The following is a 24185-nucleotide window of genomic DNA, read 5'->3' on the forward strand; positions in this document are numbered from 1 at the left end:
CCATCAGGCCGGGAACGCTTCGCCCTTGTTGGTTTCAGCGGCTTCGGGCCGGTCTTCGTGTTTCGGCGACGGCCACAGGCCGGCCGGGCGGTTCAGCATGATCAGCACCAGCGCCAGGCCGTACAGCAGCTGGCGCAGCACTTCGGACTCGATCACGACCTTGCCGAAGACGGCCATCTGGACCGGCTCGACCACGTGGCGCAGCACTTCCGGCAGCGCCGCGAGCAGCACGCCGCCCATAATCACGCCCGGGATGTGGCCGATGCCGCCCAGCACCACCATTGCCAGCACGGCGATCGACTCGGTCAGCGAGAACGACTCGGGCGAGACGAAGCCCTGGAAGGACGCGAACATGGCGCCGGCGACGCCGCCGAACGAGGCGCCCATCGAGAACGCCAGCAGCTTGATGTTGCGGGTGTTGATGCCCATCGCCTTGGCGGCGATTTCGTCTTCGCGGATCGCCACCCAGGCGCGGCCCAGGCGCGAGTGCTGCAGTCGCGTGGTGACGAACACGATCGCGATGCACAGCAGCAGGAACAGGAAGTAGTAGGCGTTCACCGACGGCATCGAGAAGCCGCCCAGCACCACGTTGGCGCGCGAGCCCGGCTCGCCTGCCAGGTTGACCGCGAAGATCCGGATCGGGTCGATCAGGTTGATGCCTTGCGGGCCGTTGGTGAAGTTGATCGGATCGTTCAGGTTGTTCATGAAGATGCGGATGATCTCGCCGAAACCGAGCGTGACGATCGCCAGGTAGTCGCCGCGCAGCTTCAGGGTCGGCGCGCCGAGCAAGGCGCCGAACAGGCCGGCCACCATCGCCGCCAGCGGCACGATGATCCACACCGACAGGTGGATGCCGTTCTGCACGATGTCCGGACCCATCATCGTCACCAGCGCGTTGCCCAGCGCCGGGTTGTAGTTGACCACCGATTCGAGCAGCTGGGCGAACTGCGGCGAGGCCAGCAGGCCGGTCAGGTAGGCGCCGACCGCGAAGAACGCGATGTAGCCGAGGTCGAGCAGGCCGGCGAAGCCGACCACGATATTCAGTCCCAGCGCCAGCATGATGTACAGCAGCGCGATGTCGATGATGCGGACCCACGAGTTGCCGAACTGGGCGGCGAAGAACGGGAAGATGATCAGGCCGATCAGCAGGATGCCCATGCTGGCATACGCCTTGCGCGGATTTTCCTCGACGTTGAAATTAAGCAGTGCCATGTTGGTTCTCCCGTTCAGGCGCGGTCGGCCACGCGTTCGCCCATGATGCCGGACGGCCGGATCGTGAGGACAATGATGAGCACCACGAAGGCGAAGATGTCCTGGTAGTGGCTGCCGAGGAAGCCGCCGGTCAGGTCGCCGATGTAACCGGCGCCCAGGCTCTCGATGATGCCGAGCAGGATGCCGCCGACCATCGCGCCGTAGATGTTGCCGATGCCGCCCAGCACCGCGGCGCAGAACGCCTTCAGGCCAGGCAGGGTGCCCATCGCAAACGCGATCGACGCGTAGTTGGCGCCCCACATCACGCCGGCGACGGCCGCCAGCGCGGCGCCGATGGCGAAGGTGGCGACGATCACCATGTTCGAATCGACACCCATCAGGCCGGCGACGCGCGGGTTTTCAGCCACGGCGCGCATGGCCCGGCCCATCTTGGTTTTTTCCACCAGGTACACCAGGCCGACCATCGCCAGCGCGGCCAGCACCAGCAGCAGCAGCTGGGTCTGCGAAATCAGGGCGCCGCCAATCATGATCGGCTCGGTCGCCAGCAATTGCGGGAAAGGCAGCGGGCTGCGGCCCCAGATCATCATCGCGAAGGTCTGCAGCAGGATCGACACGCCGATCGCGGTGATCAGCGGGGCGAGCCGCGGCGCGTTGCGCAGGCGGCGGTAGGCGACCCGTTCGATGATGATATTCACCAGGATGCAGGCGGGAATCGCGCCGGCAATCGCGATGAACAGGTCAACGTAGCCAGGCAGGCCGGGCACGAAGGTTTCGAGGAGTTTCAGGATGGTCAGGCCGACCATCGCGCCGATCATCAGCACGTCGCCGTGGGCGAAGTTAATCAGGTTCAGCACACCGTACACCATCGTGTAGCCCAGCGCGATCAGGGCGTACATGCTGCCCAGCACCAGACCGTTGATGATCTGTTGGATAAAAGTATCCATTAATAGTTGTCTCTTTCTTTTAGTTCTAACAAAAACGGCACCCGGGGTGTCCCCCGAGGTGCCGCTCCTGGCCTGCGCCGTCGTTCACAAACTCCATCATTGCCAACCCAGCGCAACGCAAGGTGTTACATGGTCGTACCGCGACCGCGCATGGTATGCGCCGTCCGAGCGCAGCAATGATAGCGAAGTTTTGAAAAAACTAATATCGGGAAATTGCATGTCCCCCGAATTTTATTTGCATGTACATATAGAACTTGCGTCTATGACCTTTGATTGACGCTCCTGCGTAGGCAAAAGCCTATGCTTCGCCTGAACATAGTCAGCTTAGGTTCCTGCCTGCGCGGGAAGTCATTCCCGCCAATGGCGGGAATGACGGCCTAGGCTTGTGGCTTGGCGCCGTCCAGGCCCTTCGGCAACGGGAAGGTGACGTGTTCCTCGACGCCGTCCAGGGTGCGCACGCTCTTCGCGCCCAGTTCCTTCAGGCGGTCGATCACGGCCTGCACCAGCACTTCCGGGGCAGAGGCGCCGGCCGTGACGCCGATCCGCAGCTTGCCTTCGAGCCACTTCGGATCGATTTGCGAGGCGTTGTCGATCATGTAGGCCGGCGTACCCTTCTTTTCGGCCACTTCGCGCAGGCGGTTCGAGTTCGAGCTGTTCGGGCTGCCGACGACGATCACCAGTTCCACCTGCGGCGCCATGAACTTCACGGCTTCCTGGCGGTTGGTGGTGGCGTAGCAGATGTCGCCCTTCTTCGGCTCGATGATGTTCGGGAACCGCGCTTTCAGGGCGGCGATGACTTCGGCCGTGTCGTCCACCGACAGCGTGGTTTGCGACACATAGGCCAGCTGGTCCGGATTGGCGACCTGCAGGCCGGCGACATCGGCGACGGTTTCGACCAGGTGCATGCCCTCCTCGGCCTGGCCCATCGTGCCTTCGACCTCGGGGTGGCCGTCGTGGCCGATCATCACCACCTCGCAGCCCTGCTTGCGCATCTTGGACACTTCGACGTGCACCTTGGTCACCAGCGGACAGGTGGCGTCGAAAATCGACAGGCCGCGCGCGGCAGCCTCGGCGCGCACCGACTTCGGCACGCCGTGGGCGGAAAACACCAGCGTGTGCCCGGCCGGGACGTCATCGAGGTCTTCGATGAAGATTGCGCCTTTTGCGCGCAGATCGGCGACGACGTAAGCATTGTGGACGATTTCGTGGCGCACGTAGATCGGCGCGCCGAACTGCTGCAGGGCGCGTTCGACGATTTCGATGGCGCGGTCGACGCCGGCGCAGAAACCGCGCGGCTGGGCTAGGAGAATTTCGCTGTCCATGGGAGTCCTGTTCACAACACGGAAATCAGTTTCACTTCAAACAGCAACGGCTTGCCGGCCAGCGGATGGTTGAAGTCGAAGATGGCGCCGCTGTCGGTGAATTCGCGCAGCACGCCGGCGAAGCGGCCGCCGCCCGGCGCGGCGAAATCGACCAGGTCGCCGACCTGGTATTCGGCGCCCGGCGCGGAATTGTCGTCGAGAGTGGCGCGCGACACGGCCTGGATCATGTCCGGGTTGCGCTCGCCGAAGCCTTCGCCGGCGGCCAGCTGAAAGGTCTGGTGGGCGCCTTCGGCCATGCCGAGCAGGCGCTGCTCGAGGAAGGGCGCGAGCTGGCCCTGGCCCAGCATCAGGGTGGCGGGATTTCCGGCAAAGGTAGTGACGATATCAGTACCGTCCGCGGTGGCGAGCCGATAATGCAGGGTGAGGTAGGCCGAGTCGGTGACGACGGCTGGAGACGCTTGGGTCATGGTGTTGGTTCTGGCGTGCAAACCGATATTGTAAGCCACTGGGCCAGTTCCGGCTCAAGCGGGCAAAATACTTGACTAATCAACTATCTGAGCTGTCGCTCCTGCGAAGGCAGCAGCCCATGCTGAGCATATTCAGTATAGGTTCCTGCCTCCGCAGGAACGACGGTCTTGGGGCGAGAGGTACTTTGAACGATGGGAATCAACCACTGGCCCGCCCAGCAGCGCCCGCGCGAGCGCCTGATCGCCGACGGCGCCCGCTCGCTGTCGAATGCCGAACTGCTGGCGGTATTCCTGCGCGTCGGCGTCCAGGGCATGGACGCGGTCCAGCTCGGCGACAATCTGCTCAAGCACTTCGGCTCGATCAACGCCCTGTTCAACGCCAGCCTGGCCGAATTCTCCGGGCTGCACGGGCTCGGGCCGGCCAAGTTCGCCCAGTTGCAGGCGGTGATGGAGCTGGCCCAGCGCGCCATCGGCGAACAGCTGCAGGCGGGCCACGCGCTCGGCTCGCCCGAAGCGGTCAAGCTCTACCTGCGCATGAAGATGAGCCAGCAAACCCACGAATCCTTCGTGGTGTTGTTTTTGGACGTCAAAAACCGCCTGATCGCCTGCGAGGAAATGTTTCGCGGCACCCTCACCCACACCAGCGTCTATCCGCGCGAAGTGGTCAAGGCGGCGCTGAAACACAACGCGGCCGGCCTGATGCTGGCGCACAACCATCCGTCCGGCACGCCCGAGCCGAGCGAGTCCGACCTGCTGCTCACGCGCGCGCTGGTGCAGGCGCTGGCCCTGGTGGACGTGCGCATCCTCGACCATTTCGTCGTGGCCGGCCCGCAGGTTCATTCATTTGCGGAACATGGTCAAATCTAGCCCGCTCAATTGTTAAATTTCGCGAATAGCGCAAGACACAATTGTTTTTCACAAGTGATTGATTTCGCGATGCTTTTCACGCTATACTCTCGTTTTTCCCGATTGCGGAAGTTTACTGAAGGAGTGCGCTATGGCACGTGTTTGCCAAGTAACTGGCAAGGGTCCGATGGTTGGCAACAACGTCTCCCACGCTAACAACAAAACGAAACGTCGTTTCCTGCCTAACTTGCAGAACCGTCGTATCTACGTGGAATCGGAAAACCGCTGGGTCTCCCTGCGCTTGTCCAACGCCGGTCTGCGCGTCATCGACAAAGTCGGCATCGATGCCGTCCTGGTCGACATGCGCGCCCGTGGCGAAAAAGTTTAATTAGGGAGCTATCATGGCAAAAACTGGCCGCGACAAAATCAAGCTGGAATCGACCGCAGGTACGGGTCACTTCTACACCACCGACAAGAACAAGCGCACGATGCCTGCCAAAATGGAGATCATGAAGTTCGATCCGAAGGCACGTAAGCATGTCATGTACAAAGAAACCAAGATCAAGTAATCCGGTCTCGCTTTCCTGAAGAAGCCGCCCACGCAAGTGCGCGGCTTTTTTGTTTGTTGTAAATCGTCTCACTGTAATGCAATAAACATAATATTTGCAATGAAACAGGCATATCCTTGTCAGCACGCGCGGACTCATCAGTCCTGGTCGCGTATCCACCACTGACGATATGAAGGATCATCATGACTTGTATTCGTGCAGCAATGCGGCTCGGAGCATTGTGCTTCGCGGCCGGGACGATGGCGCTGGCCGGGGCGCAAACCGCCACCGACGACAGCGGCTATCGCAGCGCCCAAGACTTCCGTATGTTCCAGGCTGCCGGCGGCGGCGAGGAACAGCATCCCACCGTAATCGGCAGGCTGGAATGGCAAAAGGCGCGCTTTGGCACGCTGCCCTCCGATTTTGGACAGCGCATGGTGCAGGAATGGTCGCGCCAGCGCAGCACCTATCCGCAACTCGCACCGGGCGCCGCGGCGCCGAACGGCGTGCCGGTCTGGCAATCGATCGGGCCGACACGCGCCAACAAGACGCAGAACGACATCCAGCTCAGTGTCACCGACAGCGGGCGCCTGCGCACCATTCTGCCGCATCCGACCGATCCGAACACGGTCTACCTGCTGTCGTCGAGCGGCGGGATGTGGAAGACCAGCAACTTCGAAGCGCCCTATCCGACCTGGCTGCCGATCACCGACAAGGTCATCACCACCAGCGGCGGCGCGGCGGCGATGGGACGCGATCCGCAGACCCTGTACTACGGCACGGGCGATCCGTTCGACGGCATTCCCCTCGTCGGCGGCGCAATGCTCAAGACCACCGACGGCGGCAACAGCTGGTCGCCATTCACCTTCCTCGGCAATTCGGGCATGGTGCTTGACGTCAAGGTCGATATGCGCGGCGCGAAGGACATGGTGCTGGTGGCCACCGACAGCGGCATCTACCGGTCCGACGACGGCGGCAGCCATTACACCAATGTGCTCAACGGCGGGCGGGTCTGGAGCCTGGCGCGCAGCAGCATCGGCTGGCTGGCGACGGTCGCCAGCGGCGGCTATTACGATCCGGCCACGCTGTACGTGTCGGCCGACGGCAGCAGCTGGGCGCCGATCGCCGCCACCAACATGACGGGTGGCGCCGGCCGCATCACCCTGGGCATCGGTGCGCCTGGCGACGCGGTGGTCTACGCCTACGTCGCCAACTCGTGCAGAACGACGTGCGACCAGAAGGACTTGTACCGTTCGGCCGACGGCGGCTACAGCTGGACCGCGCTGGGCTTGCACACCAAGGCGCCGGTCAATCCGAATGAAGAAAATCCGACCATGGACCTGATGGGAGGCCAGGGATTCTACAACCACATGATCGTCGTCGATCCCACCGATGCCACGCGCAACACGGTGTACCTGGGCGGCCAGCTGAACACCGGCAAGACCACCGACGGCGGCCGCAGCTGGCGCCTGCTGAGCAACTGGCTCGGCCAGTTCGGCCTGGGCTACGTGCACGCCGATCACCATACCGCGGTAATTTCGATGGCTGGCGGCAAGAAGCGCGTCATGTTCGGCACCGACGGCGGCCTGTTCGTCAGCAAGGACGAAGGCGCCAGCTGGAGCGACCAGAAAAACGTCGGCCTGGTCGATCACCTGATCTATTCGATGGCGACCTCGGGCGCCGATCCGAAGAGCGTGCTGATCGGCCTGCAGGACAACGGCACCCGTATCCGCTCAGGCAACACTGGCGTCTTCAACCAAAGCTTCGGCGGCGACGGCTTCGGCGTGGGATGGAGCCAGGCGGCCGGCAACACGGCGCTGGGCAGCTATGTCTACGGCTACATCTATTCCGCGCACAAGGATCCGAACATCCAGAAGAAATGGACCGATCCGGCGTTCGACCCGGCGACCTGCAGCTACAATGGCATCAACGCCTGCAACGCGTATTTCGTCACGCCGATCGCCACGCCGAGCGCGGCAGCCGATCCTGTGGGCAGCACCTACTTCACCAACACCGCCAGCCTGATCTACCGCACCGACAATGCCGGCGCATCATGGCGTCCTATCTTCGCGGGCAGCACCACGGCGACCTACATCCGCGGCAGTTCGCACAGCGTGTCGGTCAGCCCCGTGGACCTGAACCACGTGGCGGCCGTGTCGACCGGCGGCAGGATCCTGATCACCAGCGACGGCGGCGCGAGCTGGAAGCTGCGCAGCAACATCGTCGCGGGTTACGCCGGTTTCAACAGCAACATCGCCTACGCCAATAATTCGGTGCTGTATGTGGCGTCGGAAAATCCGGGCGGCCAGTCGGTGTGGGTGGTGAAGTCCACCGACGGCGGCGTTACGTGGGCGCCGGCCAGCACCGGCTTGCCGAATGTCCCGATCCAGCGCCTGCTCGCCGCGCCGAACGACCTGAGCGGCAACACGGTGTATGCCGCAACCTGGCTGGGCGTGTACCGCACCACCAACGGCGGCGCCAGCTGGACCCAGTTCGGCGCCGGCCTGCCGACGGTGCAGGTCAGCGACCTGTACATGCCGCGCGACGGCTCATTCCTGCGCGCGTCCACCTACGGCCGCGGCGTCTGGGATATCTCCACGCGCTGACCTAGCGCGCAGGCTGCAACCGGATCGTCGATTCGGTTGCAGCCTCGATCAGCTTGCGCGAATACAGCAGCGGGAAGTAATCGCCCTTGCCCCAGCTTGCCGCCAGGTCGCGGTAGTGCGGATTGTCCGGGTCGCCCGACTGCCCCGGCGTGTTCATCGCGCGCGAATTGTCCCAGTTGCCCACATCGACCACCACTCGGAACGAGGGCCCGTTGATCTTCAGGAAATCGCTCGTCCGGTAGCTCGACTGGTTTACCGTGTTCGCCCCGCCCTGCGCCGGGAACGGACCCACGTTCAGCTTGGTGCGCAAGGAATCGGTCAGCGTACTCATCGGGTGCGCGTAATAGCTGTAGTGCAGCCGCCCCCATTGCCACGCCTTCGGATCCGGCCCGCCCTCCCGCTCCAGCTCGGCGTACGCGGCGCCCAGGCTGGACAGCAGCAATTCGTCGCGCCTGGTCTTGGCGCGGCGGCCGAAACGCGCCGCCGGACGCTCGAGCGCGTTCATCATTGCCGTGATGTCGGCGGTCTTGATCAGCGGCGCCGCTTTCGGATCGGCCACCGCGCTGACATACGCCTGGTTCAGGTGGCGCGACCACCACACTTCGAACAGGGCGGCCTGCGGCGACTGGCTCGATTCCACCGCGTCCCAGCCGCGCAGCAGCGCCAGCGCGGCGCGCGCCTTCGGCTCGTTCGTCTTCAACGGCGCCAGCAAGGCCAGCATGCGCCGCGCCGGGATCGACACCAGGTCGTTCTGCAGGCGCATCGAGTCGTCGATCGACACTTTCGCTTTGCCATCGAGCACTTCGCCGATGCGCGCGCGGCGCGCATTGTTCGGCCACTCGAAGCCCAGCTTGTACTGCGCCACCGGATAGCCATCGGGCAGGTTCATTTCATTGGCCGAAGCAAACCAGCCCTTCTTCGGATTGAAGCTCGACGGCAGCTTGTCGCCCGTCAGGAAGCCGTTCCACTCGTAGCGCCCGTCGCCCGGCACCGGCAGCAGGCCGTCCCAGTTCGGCCGGATCGGCGTCAGGCCGCCGGCCACCCAGCCGATGTTGCCGCTGGTATCGGCATAGACCTGGTTCTCCGTCGGCGCGCCCCAATTCAGCATGGCCTTCCTGAACTGCTCGAAATTTTTCGCCTGCATGTAATCGATGCTGCCGAAGTAAGGCGCCATGCCCGCCTCCAGCCAGCCCGAGCGCACCGCGAACGCGCGATGCTTGGCCGCCTCGGTGAAGATCACCGGGCCGTGCCGCGAGAACATCATCTCGGCCGTCGCCGCCATGCCGCCCTTGACCGGGATGCTTTCCTTCAGCACCTTGAAGTTCTCCCACTGGCCGCGGTATTTGTACTGCATCGGGTTGGCCGGGTTCGTCTCGTACACGTACAGGTCTTCCTGGTCGATGCTGAAAATCGTCAGGCCGAAGGCGATCGTGCCGTTGTGGCCGATCGAGATGCCAGGCAGCGCGGGCTCGCCGGCGCCGATCACGTTCATGCCGGGCGCGTTCAGGTGGGCGATGTAGCGCAGCGACGGCGCCGAGTAGGCGCGGTGCGGATCGTTCGCCATGATCGGCCGGCCGGTCGCCGATTTCGACGGCGCCACCACCCAGTTATTGCTGCCCTCCATGCGCTGCTCGGGATCGAGCGCGGCGATGGTCGGGCTCTTGCCGAAGATGACGTTGTCGGTGGCCAGCTTGAACACGTCGAGCAGGCCGGCCGGCAGGCAGGGATCGAGACCGGCGGGCACCTCGGTTTGCCACGCCGGCTGCAAGGTGCTGCGCACCTGGTCGGCCGCCAGCCCGGCCTTGCAGGCGACTGCGGCGCGCGCCACCTCGAGCGTCAGGTTGCGGGTCAGGCCGTGGCTGCGGATGCGGACCACGTCCTCGGCCTTCCATTTGGCCGGCGCATAGCCCAACTGGCGAAATTCGAACGGCAGCGCCGCGGGGTTCTGCGCCGTGTAGTCCACATAGGCGTTGATGCCGGCGACGAAGCGCTCGCTGATGCGCTGCGCGTCCTTGCCGTACGAAGCCCACTCCTTCCGCATGTCGCCGCGGTACAGGAACAACCGGGTCGCCTTGTCCTGCTCTATATAAGAAGGGCCGAACACGGACGACAGTTCGCCCAGGCCGCGGCGGCGCCATAGGTCGATCTGGAACAGCCGGGCGCGCGCCGCGTTGAAACCCTGCGCGAAAAAGGCGTCGTCCTGGCTTTGCGCATAGATGTGCGGCACGCCCCATTTATCGACCAGGATTTCCGCGCCTTTGTCGAGGCCGGCCACTTTGATGGTCTGTTCCGGGGCCGCCACGGCGGCGCCGGCAAGAAGGATCGACAGCAAGGACGGCAGCAGGCGCTTCATCGGCATTCTCGACAAGTTATGGTTGCGGAAGTATAAACACATTCCTTGTCCACGCGAACCGCCTTGTTGACCGCGTTTGGTGACGCTTATTTGGCGTTTCGTCGCATTTTTTGGCTTTTTGCCCGACAGGCCACTAAGATGGTAAGGCCATAACTTTAATTAATGGGAATTATAAAAACATGAATACCCTGACGGAATCACCTGAAAAGACGGAACTGGCCCCGGTGCAGGCCGCCCAGCGCATCACGGCGCTCGATGCAGTGCGTGGCTTCGCCCTGCTCGGGATCTGCGTGATGAACATCGAGTTCTTTAATCGCGCCCACGCAACGCTCAGCAACGGGATGCCGGTCGGGCTGACCGGTATCGACTGGCTGGCTTCCTACTTTGTCGCCTACTTCGTGGCCGGCAAATTCTGGACCATCTTCTCGCTGTTGTTCGGCATGGGCTTCGCCGTGATGCTGACCCGGGCCGAGCGCGCCGGCCGCGGCTTCCTCAAGCCCTACATCCGGCGCATCGCCGCGCTGGCCGCGTTCGGTGCCGCGCATCATATCTTCCTGTTCGCCGGCGACATCCTGTTCAGCTACGCGGTCGCGGCGGTGTATTTGCTGGTCGTGCTGTATGCGAACTGGAAATGGCTGCTGGCGGCCATTGCGGTCGCCTTCGGCCTGGCCTTCCTTCCCGGCTGGGGACCTGGCGCCGGCTCGGCCGCCGGCGTGCTGGCGTTTTCCGGCCTCGTCGCCATCTACATGCGCTCCGGGCAAGAAGCCACCGGCCTGTCGCCGATGGCCGTCATCCTGGGTGTCGTCGCACTGATCGGCGCGCTGGCCGCAGCCGTGTTCTGGCTGGCTCCCGGCGTACCGACCGAGCCGCGCGGCCCGATCACCGCAGCCACGGTGCTGTTCCTGATCCTCGCCTTCCTCGCGCAAAAGTACCGCAATCCGATCGAAGCGCGGCCATGGCGCGCCGGCACGGCGATCTACCTGCTGTCGTTTACGATGATGACCATCGGCGGCGCCGTGGACTACTTCACTCCGCCGGAAGCGCCGGCTGCCGCAGTGGCTACCGCGCCGGCAGTTGCCAAGGCCGAGCCGAAAAAAGCCGACGCCAAGGCCGTGCCGACCAAGGCCGAGATAAAGGCGAAAGCCGACGCGGAGCGCCAGAAGCAGCTGAAGGAGAACGCAGCTGAAGTGGCCACCGAAATCAAGGTCATGAGCAGTGGCAGCTACTCCGAGCTGGTCAGGCTGCGCGCGAAACAGTTCGCCGAACATGCGCCGATGGAGTCCGGTTTCGCCAGCGTGCTGATCGGCATGTTCTTGCTGGGCACGTGGTTCATCCGTTCGGGCGTGATGGAAAATACGGCCGCCCACCTGCCCCTGTTCCGCCGGTTCGCGTTTATCTGCCTGCCGATCGGGATCGGCATTGGCGTGGCCGGCAGCCTGATCGCCACCAGCCATGTGCCGGGCGCGCAGCATGACGGTTTCATGCTGGCCCGCGGCCTGCTCATGCTGGGCAACCTGCCGGCCTGCCTCGGCTATGTCGGCATGATCGTGCTGATGCTCAACAGCCGTTCGATCTTCTCGAATGTGAAGGTGCTTGCGCCGTTCGGCCGCATGGCGCTGACCAACTACCTGACGCAGTCGCTGGTGATGTCGCTGTTCTTCATGGGCCATGGCCTGGCGTGGTACGGGATGGGACGCGCATGGCAGCTGGTGTTTGCTGCGGCGCTGTGCGGCGTGCAGATCGTGTTCAGCCACTGGTGGCTGGCGCGCTTCCGCTACGGTCCTGCCGAATGGCTGTGGCGCGCGATCACCTATATGAAGATTCCGGCAATGCGGATCGAACCGGTTGCCGGCGGCATGCAGGCGCAGCCGAGCCACTAAAGTTGAACTGTCGTACCTGCGGAGGCAGGTACCCATACTGAGCATGGTTCACCTCGTCGGCGTGATCAGTATGGGTACCCGCCTGCGCGGGTACGACAGTCCAAGACCTTGGGTCGCGGCTCAGGCATATCTTCAGATGCAAAAAAGGCTCCGCGAAGGAGCCTTTTTCTATTTGCAACGAAGGGGTTACGCGTAGCTACGCAGGCGCAGCGAGAACTCCTGCAGCGACTTGATGCCCGACGCTTCGGCGCGCGCGCACCAGTCTTGCAGCTGATGCAGCAGCTGGTCGCGCGTGAAGTGCGAACGCTCCCAGATCGCGCCCAGTTCGACGCGCATGTGGTGCATCGTCTCGAGCGCCTTGCTGTGCTCAAACAGCTGCACCAGTTGCTGCTTCTGCGGCGCTTCCAGCTTGGCCGGCTCGCGCTGCAACAGCTTGCGCGACGACTTCAGGAAGCGCAACTCCAGCTCCGGCTTGGCGCGCAGGTGCAGCACTTCTTCATGCCAGGCGTGCTTGAACGACTTGGCGTACTTGGCCATCACGTCGTAACGGTTGGCGATCACCGACTGCAGCGTGTCGAAGTCGGCTACCAGCTTGCCGTGCTCGAACTTCGGCTCCGGCGCCACCTTGCGCACCTTGGCCAGACCCAGCGTCTCGAGGATGCGGATGTACAGCCAGCCGATGTCGAACTCGTACCACTTGGACGACAGCTTGGCCGAGGTCGCGAACGTATGGTGGTTGTTGTGCAGCTCTTCGCCGCCGATCAGGATGCCGAACGGGATGATGTTGGTCGCGGCGTCGGCGCAATCGTAGTTGCGATAGCCCCACCAGTGGCCGATGCCGTTGATCACGCCGGCGGCCATCACGGGAATCCACATCATCTGGACGGCCCAGATGGTCACGCCGATCACGCCGAACAGGGCGACGTTGATGAACAGCTGCAGCACCACGCCCTGCCAGGAGAAGCGGGTGTAGAGGTTGCGCTCGATCCAGTCGGTCGGCGTGCCATGGCCGTACTTCTCCATGGTCTCTTTATTCTTGGACTCGGCGCGATACAGTTCGGCGCCTTCGAAAAACACCTTCTTGATGCCGCGCGTGACGGGGCTGTGCGGATCCTCTTCGGTATCGCACTTGGCATGGTGTTTGCGGTGAATCGCAGCCCACTCCTTGGTGACCTGGCCGGTCGTCAGCCACAGCCAGAAACGGAAGAAGTGACTTGGGATGGCGTGCAGCTCCAGCGCGCGGTGCGCCTGGTGGCGGTGCAGATAGATTGTAACGCTGGCGATCGTGATGTGCGTTACCGCGAGGGTGTAGAAAACCACCTGCCACGCGGACAGGCCGACGATACCGCCGTCGAGAAATCCAAGCACCGCTTGCAACATGCTACTGAACAAATTCATTACCTCTCCAATGTGGTGTTTTGTCTTGCCGCCGCCTTCTGCGAAGCGATCGGCCAACCACACATTTTACGCGCTTCCCTGTGCCGCAGCACACTTTACGAGGGTCAATTCGTGAGAGTTTGAGAGATTTTTTCGCGCGCCAATGCCATCTGTGCATCGAATATGCGCGGATCGGCGCCAGGCAGTGCCAGCTTGATATCGCCGGCCTGCACCAGCGCGTAGATCTTCTTGTTCACGTCTGATAACACGCCACCGCGACCGCTTTCCGGATCGGTGATCCAAAAGCCAAGTTCGAGCTCGAAGCCGTCGGCGCCGAACTTGTTGAGCGACACGCCGGGCTTCGGGATGTCGAGCACGCGCGCCACGCCGGCCGGCAGCGATTCGAGCAAGGGAATGACCACATCGAGGTCGCTGCCGTAGGCCACGGTTAGGGTGGTCGCCACGCGCACCGAATGGCTCGACAGCGACTGGTTCTGCACTACCGACGAGATCAGCATCTCGTTCGGCAGCACCGTATCGACGCCGTCGAGTCCCTGCAGCACGGTGTAGCGCGTGTTGATGTGGCTGACCTTGCCGCTGTACTTGTCGACGGTGATCATGTCGCCGATCGACAGGCTGCGCTCGAGCAGGATCACGAAGCCCGACACGTAGTTGCTGGCGATCTTCTGCAAGCCGAGGCCGAGGCCGACGCCCAGCGCGCCCCCGAATACCGACAGTACGGTCAGGTCGATGCCGACCATGGAGAGGCTGACCAGCACCGCGACGACGATCAGCACCGCGCGGGACAGGCGCGCCATCACCACGCGCAGCGAGGAATGGATGCCCTGCACGCCCATCAGGCGCTCTTCCAGCGCGGCGCCGGCCCACAGCGCCAGCATCAGCAGCACCACCACCGATGCGCACGCCTGCAGGATATCGATCAGCGACACCTTGTGGCGGCCGATCGGCAACTGGTTGTTGTCGAGGTAACGGTAGATGTCGGGCCACAGCCCGGTGATGTACAGCGCCACGGCCGCCCAGACCAGCAGCGCGAAGATTTTTTCGAAGGTCTGGAAGGCGGCGCCCAGCTGCCCGTGGCGCGCGAACACGCGCCGCAGCAGGTAAAACGCCACGCGGATCAGGGCAAACGAGGAAAACAGCGGCAGCGCAACCTTCAGCAGGTTGACGTGCTGGTACAGCCCCAGCACATGGCGCGACAGCGCCAGCAAGCCCAGGATCAGCAGCGGCCCGAGCACGCGCGCGAAGCTTTCGACGCCGATGCGGCGCACCGCGCCGGCGCCTTCGGCCCGCTGCAGGTAGCGGTCGCGGATGAAGCGCGCCAGCCACCAGCCGATCGCCACACTCAGGACAATGGCGCCTGCCTGCCACAGAATGCCTGGCTCGCGAAGGTCGTCAAACAGGTCGGACAGCAGTTTGGGCAGGTGCATGGGCGCTCGTCGGTGGGATTACTCTTCTTCTGCGGGAACTTCGGCGTCGTCGTCGGCCGGCTTGGCCTTCGGAGGACGCGGCGGCAGCGCCTTGCGCTCGAGCACGGCGGCGAAGAAGCCGTCGGTCTGGTGCTTGTGCGGCAGCAGTTTCAGGTAGTCGCCCATTTCCAGGTCGATCTTCTGCTCGGCCAGCACCTTGTTCATCGGGACCAGGTCGAATTCCGGGTGCGCCGCCAGGAACTGCTCGACGATGAAGTCGTTCTCTTCATCCAGCAGGCTGCAGGTGGCGTACACCAGGCGGCCGCCGCCCTTGAGCAGGCGCGCGGCGCTGTCCAGGATGGCTGCCTGCTTTTCCTGCATTTCAGCGACGGCTTCGACCTTCTGGCGCCACTTGACGTCGGGATTGCGGCGCAGGGTGCCCAGGCCCGAGCACGGCGCGTCCACCAGCACGCGGTCGATCTTGCCGGCCAGGCGCTTGACCTTGGCGTCGCGCTCGTGGGCGATCTGCACCGGATGCACGTTCGACAGGCCGCTGCGCGCCATGCGCGGCTTCAGCTTGGCGAGGCGCTTCTCGGAAATATCGAAGGCGTACAGGCGGCCGGTGTTGCGCATCAGCGCGCCGAGTGCGAGCGTCTTGCCGCCGGCGCCGGCGCAGAAATCGACCACCATCTCACCGCGCTTGGCGCCGACGATTTGCGACAGGATCTGGCTGCCCTCGTCCTGCACTTCGATCGCGCCATCCTTAAACAGCGGCAAGTTCTGCAGCGACGGCTTCTTGATCACGCGCAGGCCCTGCGGCGCGTACGGCATCGGCTCGGCCAGGATCGGCGCTTCGGCCAGCTTGGCGACGACGTCGTCGCGGTTCGCTTTGATCGTGTTCACGCGCAGGTCCAGCGGCGCCGGCTTGTTCAGCGCGTCGGCCAGGGCCAACGTTTCGGCTTCGCCGTACTGGGCGACGAATTTGTCGAACAGCCACTTCGGCAGGTTCGAGCGCATTTGCGCCGGCATCAGGTTGCGGTCGATTTGCTTGATGCGCTCGAGGAACTCGGTCTCCTCTTCGGTCAGGCCGGCGAGCGACTCGGCGCCCATTGCCTCGGCCAGGCCGAGGATGGTCAGGCGGCGCATGGTCGGCTGCTGGCCCGCTTCGGCGAAGTCGGTGAAGAACGATTTGTTGCGCAGGATCGCGTAGATGCCTTCAGCGACGGCGCCGCGCTCGCGGGGGCCAAGGCGCGGGTGGTCCTTGAAGTAGCGCGACAAAGTGGTGTCGGCAGGCGCCGAAAAACGTAAGATCTCGCGCAATACTTCTTCAGTATTGCCGAGGATCGCTGGAGGCAATCTCATGATATTCCTTGGTTAACTACGTGTTTTATTGCTGCGCCGGGGCGCCGTGTTCGATAAAGCTGCGGATGACGCGAGGATACAGAATATGTTCCTGCTGCAGCACACGGGCGGCCAGCGTGTCTTCGGTGTCGCCCGGCAGGACGTCGACTTCCGCCTGCCCCAGCACCGGGCCATGGTCCAGCTCGGCGGTTACGATGTGGACGGTGGCGCCGTGCCGGTCGTGGCCGGCTTCGAGCGCCTGGCGGTGGGTGTGCAGACCGGGAAAATGCGGCAGCAGCGACGGGTGAATGTTCAGCATGCGGCCGGCGTAATGTTCGACGAAAGGCGCGGTGAGGATGCGCATGAAGCCGGCGAGCACCACCAGGTCAGGTTCGTACATGTCGATGACCGAGCGCAGCGTGGCGTCGAATTCTTCGCGCGACGCGAATTCCTTGCTGGGAACGACGGCTGTCGGGATGCCGTTCGCTTCGGCAAACGCCAGGCCGCCGGCGTCGGCTTTATTGCTGATGACCGCTGCGATCCGGGCCGGCCACTGCTCCGATTGCGCTGCACGCACAATCGCCGCCATGTTGCTGCCGCCGCCGGAAATCAGAATCACGATATTTTTCATAGCGCGCATTATACGTCATGTTGCACTGCAACATGCGATTGCGGGGGGATGCTGGGGTCAGGTCGGCGGAGCGACGGGGACGCCTAGTCCCCGCTTTTGACGCCAGCGCCTACTCAAACGAATAAAAGACGCGGAACGGGACTTTCTTCTCGGCCCAGTAATCGGCCGCGTCGCGAAAGACGTCGAGCAGGGTCTCGCGCGCTTCCTTGTCGAACTTCTGGGTATTGGGCAACTGTTCGAGCACCACGATGAAGCCAGGCTGCGCGCCGGCGGCCTGGATGGTGTTGGTCAGGCATTCCTTGAGCGCATCGAAATTCTTGCTGCAAGGCTTGGGAAAATGAAAGTTCTCGCCGATCCGGGCGCACACCTGCTGCTTGGTCAGCGCGTCGGCGCAGTGGGCGTACAGAAAATGCTGCCCAAGGCGAACGGCTTCCTCCTGCAATTCCACGACACGGAACGCGCGAATGGACTGCACAAGGTTAGGCGGCACTGTTATCAACAAACTCATTTTTCCCTCAAATCGACCTGTAGCTACCGGTGGTTTTTCTGTTCAGTTTCTTGCTGGGCATCGCGTTCATCGATGAACGCCGTTCTCCTGATGTCGTTGCTTAGCGCCAATACGCCCGATAATTTTCTGTAAGGGTAACGTTTTGTGGTAACTGAATCAACCCGAATGTGATCGCAGACGAAATATTTGTAAAAAAACAGAAGGTTTTACGATAAAAGATGCGGTTTCACGGTTTTCGCGCCGGATGCGGCGCCGATGTCGCCCTGTTACAAATTGTTGCCATGTGGATCAATTTGGCGCGCGGCGCGGAGTAGTATACGAACATGGCCAAAGTGGCCAACCTAATTCAACGCAGAAATCCTAACGAGGCTCCCAGATGAACATGCAAGCAAAGTTGATGATGACCGTCCTGGGCCTGACCGCCCTGCCGCTGGTGCACGCCGTCGAATTCGAAGACTACGGCCGCGTCGTGCGCGTGCAGCCGCGCGTCGAGCAGATCCGCCAGCCGCGCCAGGAATGCCGCACCGAGTACGTGCAGGCGCAGGTCCAGCCGCAGCAGCAGCGCAGCGCCGGCGGCTCGATCATCGGCGGCATCGCCGGTGCGCTGGTCGGTAACCAGGTCGGCGGCGGCTCCGGCCGCGCCGCGGCGACCGCCGCCGGCGCCATCGCCGGCGCCGTGATCGGCGACCGCGTCGACAACGACGGCCGTCCGGTCCCGCAGCCCTACGCGCAGGAACAAGCCGTGCGCCAGTGCCGCACCGTCGAAGCCTACGAGTCGCGCACCGTCGGCTACGACGTCACCTACGATTACCGCGGCCGCAACTACACCAGCGTGATGTCGCGCGACCCGGGCCAGCGCGTGCGCCTGCGCGTGTCGGTCGAGCCGGATCAGATGCAGTAATCGCAATACCGAGGGTTCTGCTTGCGCTACGGGAACCCCTCCAACGATAATAGGGCGATCGAATCAGGTCGCCCTATGCTTATCAGAAGAAAATCCATCGAACAAGTCGAATCCTCGCGCCGTCCCGCGCGCAAGGCAAAATTCGCCCCCGTCACCCTGTCCGAGCAGGACGGCGTGCGCTACCTGCACTTCGGCACCGAATGGGTGCAAGGCGCCATGCGCATCCGCAAGCCCGACTGGCCCGAACTCGAATACGCCCAGCAGATGATGGCCTGGATGCTGTACATCGAGCAGCCGCGCGCGATCGCCCAGCTGGGCCTTGGCACCGGCGCGCTGACCAAGTTCTGCTACCGCACCTTCCCCGAAGCGACGGTCACCGCGGTCGAGCTGAATGAATCGGTGATCGCCATCTGCGAATCGATGTTCAAGCTGCCGCCCAACGACGCGCGCCTGAACGTGCTGCAAATGGACGCGCTCGATTTCGTCGACGACCCGGCCAACGAAGGCGCCTTCGACGTGCTGCAGTGCGACCTGTACGACGCCACGGCCAAGGGCCCGGTGCTCGACACGCCCGAGTTCTACCAGTCCTGCTGCGCGTGCCTGGCGCCGGGCGGCATCATGACGGTCAACCTGTTCGGCGACCACCCGAGCTTCGCGAAGAACATCAAGGCGATGAAATTCGCCTTCGGCCACGTGATCTGCCTGCCGGAGGTCCACGACGGCAACGTGGTCGCGCTGTGCTTCAGGGACAAGCCGGACGTCGACGACGCCACCCTCGCCGAACGGGCGAAAGCGATCGTGGCCGAAACCAAACTTCCCGCCAAGGCATGGCTCAAGGGCATCGCGGCGGCACGATAATCTAGCTTGCGACGGAGACTGGCTTTGAATGCACATGCAACGGCAGCAAGCAGCACCAGGGCGGCGCGTCCCACGTCGCTCGATTTGCACACCCTGTTCTCCTGGCTGCTGGCCGACGGCATCGTCGAAAAGGCCGGCGTCAAGGCCCACTTCGCCGAGGCGCAGGGCATCCTGAAGAACGCCGGCGGCGCCATGCCTGCCCTGGTCGCGGTCGCGCAGTGCAAGCTGGTGTCGGCGCAGACGCAGCGCGTGATGACGCTCGACGCCCTGTGCGAATGGATCGCGCCGAAGGTCGGCCTGAAGTTCATGCGCATCGACCCGCTCAAGGTCGACTTCACCCAGGTCGCCGACGTCATGTCGGCCAGCTACGCGGCGCGCTTCAACATCCTGCCGCTCGAACTGACGGCGACCACGCTGCTGGTGGCCACCGCCGATCCGTTCGCGCTCGAATGGGAAGCGGAGATCGCCAAGATCTCGCGCCGCAAGATCCAGCTGGTGATCGCCAATCCGCTCGACATCGCCCAATACATCGCGCAGTTCTTCGCGCTGGCCAAGTCGATCAAGGGCGCCAACAAGTCCACCGGCCAGGATCTCGCGCTGCGCAACAACTTCGAGCAGCTGGTCGAACTGGGCAAGTCCAACAAGCAGCTCGACGCCAACGACCAGCACATCGTCAACATCGTCGACTGGCTTTGGCAGTACGCCTTCGAGCAGCGCGCCTCGGACATTCACCTGGAACCCAAGCGCGATGTCGCCACGATCCGCTTTCGCATCGACGGCGTGCTGCACCAGGTCTACCAGGTGCCGGCGATCGTGATGGTCGCCATGACCGCGCGCATCAAGCTGCTGGGCCGGATGGACGTGATCGAAAAGCGGCGCCCGCAGGACGGCCGCATCAAGACGCGCACGGTGGGCGGCCAGGAAGTCGAGCTGCGCCTGTCGACCATGCCCACCGCCTTCGGCGAAAAGCTGGTGATGCGCATCTTCGATCCGGAGGTCGTGGTCAAGACGCTGCCCGAGCTGGGCTTCCCGATCGACGACGCGCAGCGCTGGGACGCACTGACCGCGCGGCCGCACGGCATCATCCTGGTAACCGGGCCGACCGGTTCCGGCAAGACCACCACGCTGTACACCACGCTCAAGGCGCTGGCGACCAGCGAAGTGAACGTCTGCACGGTGGAAGACCCGATCGAGATGGTCGAGGCCTCGTTCAACCAGATGCAGGTACAGCCCGGGATCGACCTGTCGTTCGCCGACGGCGTCAAGGCGCTGATGCGGCAGGACCCGGACATCATCATGGTCGGCGAGATCCGCGACCTGGGCACCGCCGAAATGGCGATCCAGGCGGCGCTGACCGGCCACCTGGTGCTGTCGACGCTGCACACCAACGACGCGCCGTCGGCCGTGATGCGGCTGCTGGAACTGGGCGTGCCGTACTACCTGTTGGAGGCGACGCTGATCGGCATCCTCGCGCAGCGCCTGGTGCGCACCCTGTGCGTGCATTGCAAGGCGCCCGATGGCGAGATCAACGACGACGTGTGGCACAGCATCGGCGGCGCATGGAACATACCGAAGCCGGCCACCATCTACCGTGCGGTTGGCTGCCCCGAGTGCCGCCAGACCGGCTACCGCGGGCGCACCGGCATCTACGAGCTGGTGACGGTGACGGAGAGCTTCACCAGGCTGATCGACGAAGAAACCGACCTGCAGGCGCTGCGCCAGCAAGGAGTCGCCGACGGCATGAAGCCGCTGCGCATCGCCGGCGCCATGAAGGTGGCCGAAGGCGTGACGACGGCCGAAGAAGTGCTGAAGGTCACGGCCGCGCTGACGTAATTTGCGCATTTCGGACTTTGGGCCTAGCGAAATCGAAAATCCTCGGCTATAATTCTGCCTCCCTTGGGTCGTTAGCTCAGCTGGTAGAGCAGCGGACTTTTAATCCGTTGGTCGCAGGTTCGAATCCCGCACGGCCTACCAAGAACAAGTACGAAGCCCACGAATTGACGTTCGTGGGCTTTTTGCTTTTCCAGACCATATCGGCGAACGGTAATTTCTGCCTCGCGCCAAGTGCAGATGGACGTTACCGCCCCGCTCAGCTATAATACCGCCTCCCTTGGGTCGTTAGCTCAGCTGGTAGAGCAGCGGACTTTTAATCCGTTGGTCGCAGGTTCGAATCCCGCACGGCCTACCAAGATACAAAGAAACGCCAACCCTCACCGGTTGGCGTTTTTTTCATCCTCGATTCGATTTCGGCACCGCGTTCGCTTAAAGTTCGAAACAATTTCATTTGGTGAATTCGATTAACTATCGACAGCCCAGGTCAATTGAAAATGGAGTTAATCGATGCGCGCATTCTTATCCTGGCACTCTTATGTCCTACTCCGCGGATATCGCTCGGACTTCCCACCCGAATTGTTAATCGTTTGCGGGAAAGGTCTCAGATCTAAATCCAGTACTTTACGAAAACGATTCAACTTTTAGATCACTTTGGACAGAAACGAAGCTCAACCATCCCGGCTGCGCGGCGTAGTCCCTGTGCGCTAGAAATACAACATCTTCATGGGCGCAGTGCGAACCCTTTCCTCGCGCCGTTCTTCACGCACGGAAAGAAAGTGCGCCGGGTCATCATTGGTCAAACTGCCGAACTTCCGGCGTGCAATACTCGGGTCATTGCAGGACGGCTATGTCTGCCAGCTCAATGGCGAGGCCGCTCTTAGCGATTTCCCATTCCCGCAATCTGACAGCAACCGCATGGTTGCCTTCGTTCGAAAGCGGCAGAGTTCATTATCGAGTAGTTGAGTCGTCCTTAAAAAACGTGCCGAACCAATCTTAGCAATCCTGCGCAACTGCGCAATGGATGGCTATGCGCAGCTATTTCTCTGACCTGTTCAAAGGCAATTGCAGTTCGAATCTCAAAGAACGGAAGGGCATATGTCTCTTAAACTGCTGGATGGAACTCCTCCCGTTGTCACCGTCGAACGGGTTTGCATCCGCTATAACGAGTTCCTAGCAGTAGACGATGTGAGTTTGCATATTCATCGCGGGGAAATAATCGGCCTGCTCGGTCCGAATGGAGCGGGAAAAACCTCATTGCTGGAAGCGCTTGAAGGGATACAAAAACCTGCCAGCGGCAGTGTGAGTGTTCTCGGCCACGCGCCCGGGAAATTGCCCCCCAGCCGGCGGGGCGAGCTTGCTTTCGTTTTTCAGCGCAGCGCCCTGCCCGGTCACGCCAGCGTCCGTCAGCTCATGGATCTCTATAGCCGCGTATTTCCGAATTGCGAATTCGGGCGCCAGATAGCGGCCGTCATGGGTCTGAACCATTTGCAGGAGAGTTGCATCGGCGATCTGTCGGTCGGGCAGCGCCAGCGTTTATCGGTGTTCTGCGCGCTCTACGGCAAGCCTTCCATGCTGATCATGGACGAGCCCACCTCGTCTCTGGATATCCGTTCCCGCCGCGCGGTATGGGACGCGGTGCTGCAACTTAAACGCCAGGGCGGCATGTCGGGGATTATCGCGACCCATGACATGAACGAAGCAATGGAATTATGCGACAGGGTTTATTTCATCGAAGCCGGCAAGATCTGCGGCGAGATGACGCCAGGCCAGGAGCGCGAACACACCAGCGCCCGCCTCTCCATACGATTCGCCGCGCCTGACGCATTCCTTGCGAACTGGCCGCGCCTGGCCGACGCCGCTTTGACGCTCCAGACTGGCGCGGAAGAGCATTGCCTCGATTGTCCCAAGATCATCGCCGCCGAACTGATCGCGGACATTTTCCAGGCCGAACTGGATTTGGGATTCGACGCCAGGCTGACCGTGCGCCAGACAGTAATCGAACAGGCCTATCTGAAACACATTTCCAAAATGGGATAAGCAATGGAACGTTTTCTTTTCAGTAGCGGCCTTGCAGAAAACCATCATCTTGCCGTGTTTTTCGCCCACATCCGCCTGTCGTTCAGCTATTTTCAGAGAAATGGCGTTTCCCTCATCATGACGCTGGCCGTGCCAGTGTTGTTTCTGGTGCTGTACAGCTATTCCTATTATCTGAGCGTACCCAATCAGCGTATCGAAATCAGTGTCGCCGCCAGCGTCCCTGCCATTTCTGCCGCCCATCTGGAACAGGCATTGGACAAAGATCTGTTCGTGCTGACGCGTGTGCCCGATGCGGAACTCGAGCGCAGTGTCAACGACGGCAAGGCCAGGCTGGCCGTGGAAATGAAGGCCGGCACCGCGCAATTTTCTGTCCACGCCAGTAAATTCGACCGTGCGTTTTCCGATCTGGTTTTGCATGTCCTTAATAATCCGGCGGCGAGCGCGCCAACGCCGCGGCACATTGGCGAGATTCATATTCTGGATGAAGGCAGTGGTCCCCTCTTCTTCTTGCCGAGCATTATTCTGATGTCGCTGCTGAACCTGGGCCTGTTCACCACCGGCTCCAAAACTCTCCAGGAACGCGCGAGCGGCACATTGCGCCTCTATCGCATGCTACCCACGCCGATGTGGACTTATTTCGCCGCCGAGTTGCTCACCAAGCTCCTGCTGGCCACTCTGCTCATTGGCGTGTTCCTTGCGGCAGCGACGCTGTTGCTGGATATCCGGCTGGGATTAGCCGTGGCTCTGAAAGCGACCTGCGCCGGCCTCATCTGCGCCAGCGCCTTTATCGCCATGGGCATCGCCATCGGCTGCACCTTGGGCCGGTATTCGAGCGGGGTCCATGTCTTCACCCTCGTCAACCTCCTGATGATGTTCCTGGGCGATCTGTTCTTTTCAGCCAGCAAATTCTCCCTGACCAAGGCAATCGCCCTTTGCCTGCCGACGACGTACAGCGCGGACATACTCAAGTCGCTGCTGCTCGAGGTTCCCAACCGATTCCCTTACTGGATCTCGTTTGGCTACCTCGTCTGCTTTTCCCTCCTCGCATTCAATGTGGCAGCACTGAACTTCCGTTTCACCGCCAAGGAGTAGAG

General features: G+C 62.5%; 20 protein-coding genes and 2 tRNA genes. 12 read left to right on the forward strand and 10 right to left on the reverse strand.

All coding sequences use genetic code 11. The annotated features are described in order from the left end of the window. Positions 1-3: 3 nt before the first annotated feature. From Q4S45_RS15300 to Q4S45_RS15315, 4 genes are all read right to left on the reverse strand, one after another. Entirely contained in the window at positions 4-1212 is a 1209-nt protein-coding gene (locus tag Q4S45_RS15300) for an ABC transporter ATP-binding protein (protein WP_305505661.1), read from the reverse strand. 14 nt (positions 1213-1226) lie between these two features. After that, complete coding sequence (locus Q4S45_RS15305) at positions 1227-2156, reverse strand: branched-chain amino acid ABC transporter permease (RefSeq protein ID WP_305505663.1); 930 nt, start codon at positions 2154-2156, stop codon at positions 1227-1229. A 377-nt stretch (positions 2157-2533) separates the two neighbouring features. Beyond that, positions 2534-3478 carry a 4-hydroxy-3-methylbut-2-enyl diphosphate reductase gene (ispH, locus tag Q4S45_RS15310; protein WP_305505665.1) on the reverse strand — a complete coding sequence of 315 codons (945 nt, stop codon included), beginning with the start codon at positions 3476-3478 and terminating at the stop codon, positions 2534-2536. A gap of 11 nt (positions 3479-3489) precedes the next feature. Continuing rightward, a complete protein-coding gene (locus Q4S45_RS15315; RefSeq protein ID WP_305505667.1) occupies positions 3490-3945 on the reverse strand; it encodes a peptidylprolyl isomerase in 456 nt (151 codons plus the stop codon). A gap of 192 nt (positions 3946-4137) precedes the next feature. Between Q4S45_RS15315 and radC the strand changes: the two genes are divergently transcribed. The 4 genes from radC to Q4S45_RS15335 all read left to right on the forward strand — a co-directional run bounded on the left by radC (position 4138) and on the right by Q4S45_RS15335 (position 7945). After that, complete coding sequence (gene radC, locus Q4S45_RS15320; RefSeq protein ID WP_305505669.1) at positions 4138-4812, forward strand: DNA repair protein RadC; 675 nt, start codon at positions 4138-4140, stop codon at positions 4810-4812. A gap of 130 nt (positions 4813-4942) precedes the next feature. Continuing rightward, complete coding sequence (gene rpmB / locus Q4S45_RS15325) at positions 4943-5179, forward strand: 50S ribosomal protein L28 (RefSeq protein ID WP_305505671.1); 237 nt, start codon at positions 4943-4945, stop codon at positions 5177-5179. A gap of 10 nt (positions 5180-5189) precedes the next feature. After that, positions 5190-5360: a 50S ribosomal protein L33 gene (rpmG, locus tag Q4S45_RS15330; RefSeq protein WP_197422130.1), complete on the forward strand. Its 171-nt coding sequence runs from the start codon at positions 5190-5192 to the stop codon at positions 5358-5360. 182 nt (positions 5361-5542) lie between these two features. Then, on the forward strand, positions 5543-7945 hold the full coding sequence (locus Q4S45_RS15335; protein WP_305505673.1) for a hypothetical protein: 2403 nt from the start codon (positions 5543-5545) through the stop codon (positions 7943-7945). A gap of 1 nt (position 7946) precedes the next feature. Here the strand turns inward: Q4S45_RS15335 and Q4S45_RS15340 are convergent, their stop codons facing one another. Continuing rightward, entirely contained in the window at positions 7947-10304 is a 2358-nt protein-coding gene (locus tag Q4S45_RS15340) for a penicillin acylase family protein (protein ID WP_305505675.1), read from the reverse strand. 173 nt (positions 10305-10477) lie between these two features. Here Q4S45_RS15340 and Q4S45_RS15345 point away from each other — a divergent pair, with 173 nt between their 5' ends. After that, positions 10478-12178: a DUF418 domain-containing protein gene (locus Q4S45_RS15345; protein ID WP_305505677.1), complete on the forward strand. Its 1701-nt coding sequence runs from the start codon at positions 10478-10480 to the stop codon at positions 12176-12178. A gap of 186 nt (positions 12179-12364) precedes the next feature. Here the strand turns inward: Q4S45_RS15345 and Q4S45_RS15350 are convergent, their stop codons facing one another. The 5 genes from Q4S45_RS15350 to Q4S45_RS15370 all read right to left on the reverse strand — a co-directional run bounded on the left by Q4S45_RS15350 (position 12365) and on the right by Q4S45_RS15370 (position 17462). Continuing rightward, a complete protein-coding gene (locus Q4S45_RS15350; RefSeq protein ID WP_305512116.1) occupies positions 12365-13558 on the reverse strand; it encodes a fatty acid desaturase in 1194 nt (397 codons plus the stop codon). 122 nt (positions 13559-13680) lie between these two features. Continuing rightward, positions 13681-15003, reverse strand: coding sequence for a mechanosensitive ion channel family protein (locus tag Q4S45_RS15355; RefSeq protein WP_305505679.1), 1323 nt, complete (start codon positions 15001-15003; stop codon positions 13681-13683). 18 nt (positions 15004-15021) lie between these two features. Next, positions 15022-16344, reverse strand: a complete 1323-nt coding sequence (locus Q4S45_RS15360; RefSeq protein ID WP_305505681.1) for an RsmB/NOP family class I SAM-dependent RNA methyltransferase — start codon at positions 16342-16344, stop codon at positions 15022-15024. Positions 16345-16369: 25 nt separating this feature from the next. Further along, complete coding sequence (gene purN / locus Q4S45_RS15365) at positions 16370-16954, reverse strand: phosphoribosylglycinamide formyltransferase (RefSeq protein WP_305505683.1); 585 nt, start codon at positions 16952-16954, stop codon at positions 16370-16372. A 109-nt stretch (positions 16955-17063) separates the two neighbouring features. Then, positions 17064-17462, reverse strand: a complete 399-nt coding sequence (locus Q4S45_RS15370) for a barstar family protein (protein ID WP_305505685.1) — start codon at positions 17460-17462, stop codon at positions 17064-17066. A gap of 376 nt (positions 17463-17838) precedes the next feature. Here Q4S45_RS15370 and Q4S45_RS15375 point away from each other — a divergent pair, with 376 nt between their 5' ends. The 7 genes from Q4S45_RS15375 (at position 17839) to Q4S45_RS15405 (ending at position 24183) form a co-directional block, all read left to right on the forward strand. Further along, the gene (locus Q4S45_RS15375) at positions 17839-18363 is read left to right on the forward strand and encodes a glycine zipper 2TM domain-containing protein (protein WP_305505687.1); all 525 of its coding nucleotides are present in this window, start codon (positions 17839-17841) and stop codon (positions 18361-18363) included. A 75-nt stretch (positions 18364-18438) separates the two neighbouring features. Then, a complete protein-coding gene (locus Q4S45_RS15380; protein WP_305505689.1) occupies positions 18439-19221 on the forward strand; it encodes a methyltransferase domain-containing protein in 783 nt (260 codons plus the stop codon). Positions 19222-19413: 192 nt separating this feature from the next. Continuing rightward, positions 19414-21054, forward strand: coding sequence for a GspE/PulE family protein (locus Q4S45_RS15385; protein WP_305512117.1), 1641 nt, complete (start codon positions 19414-19416; stop codon positions 21052-21054). 65 nt (positions 21055-21119) lie between these two features. Further along, positions 21120-21195: transfer RNA gene (locus tag Q4S45_RS15390), tRNA-Lys, on the forward strand. Between the two features lie 138 nt (positions 21196-21333). Beyond that, positions 21334-21409, forward strand: a tRNA-Lys gene (locus Q4S45_RS15395). A gap of 740 nt (positions 21410-22149) precedes the next feature. After that, positions 22150-23091, forward strand: coding sequence for an ABC transporter ATP-binding protein (locus Q4S45_RS15400; RefSeq protein ID WP_305505691.1), 942 nt, complete (start codon positions 22150-22152; stop codon positions 23089-23091). A 3-nt stretch (positions 23092-23094) separates the two neighbouring features. Continuing rightward, entirely contained in the window at positions 23095-24183 is a 1089-nt protein-coding gene (locus Q4S45_RS15405) for an ABC transporter permease (RefSeq protein WP_305505693.1), read from the forward strand. Positions 24184-24185 lie beyond the last annotated feature (2 nt).

The organism is Massilia sp. R2A-15 (assembly GCF_030704305.1).
Lineage (GTDB): Bacteria > Pseudomonadota > Gammaproteobacteria > Burkholderiales > Burkholderiaceae_D > JAFCUW01.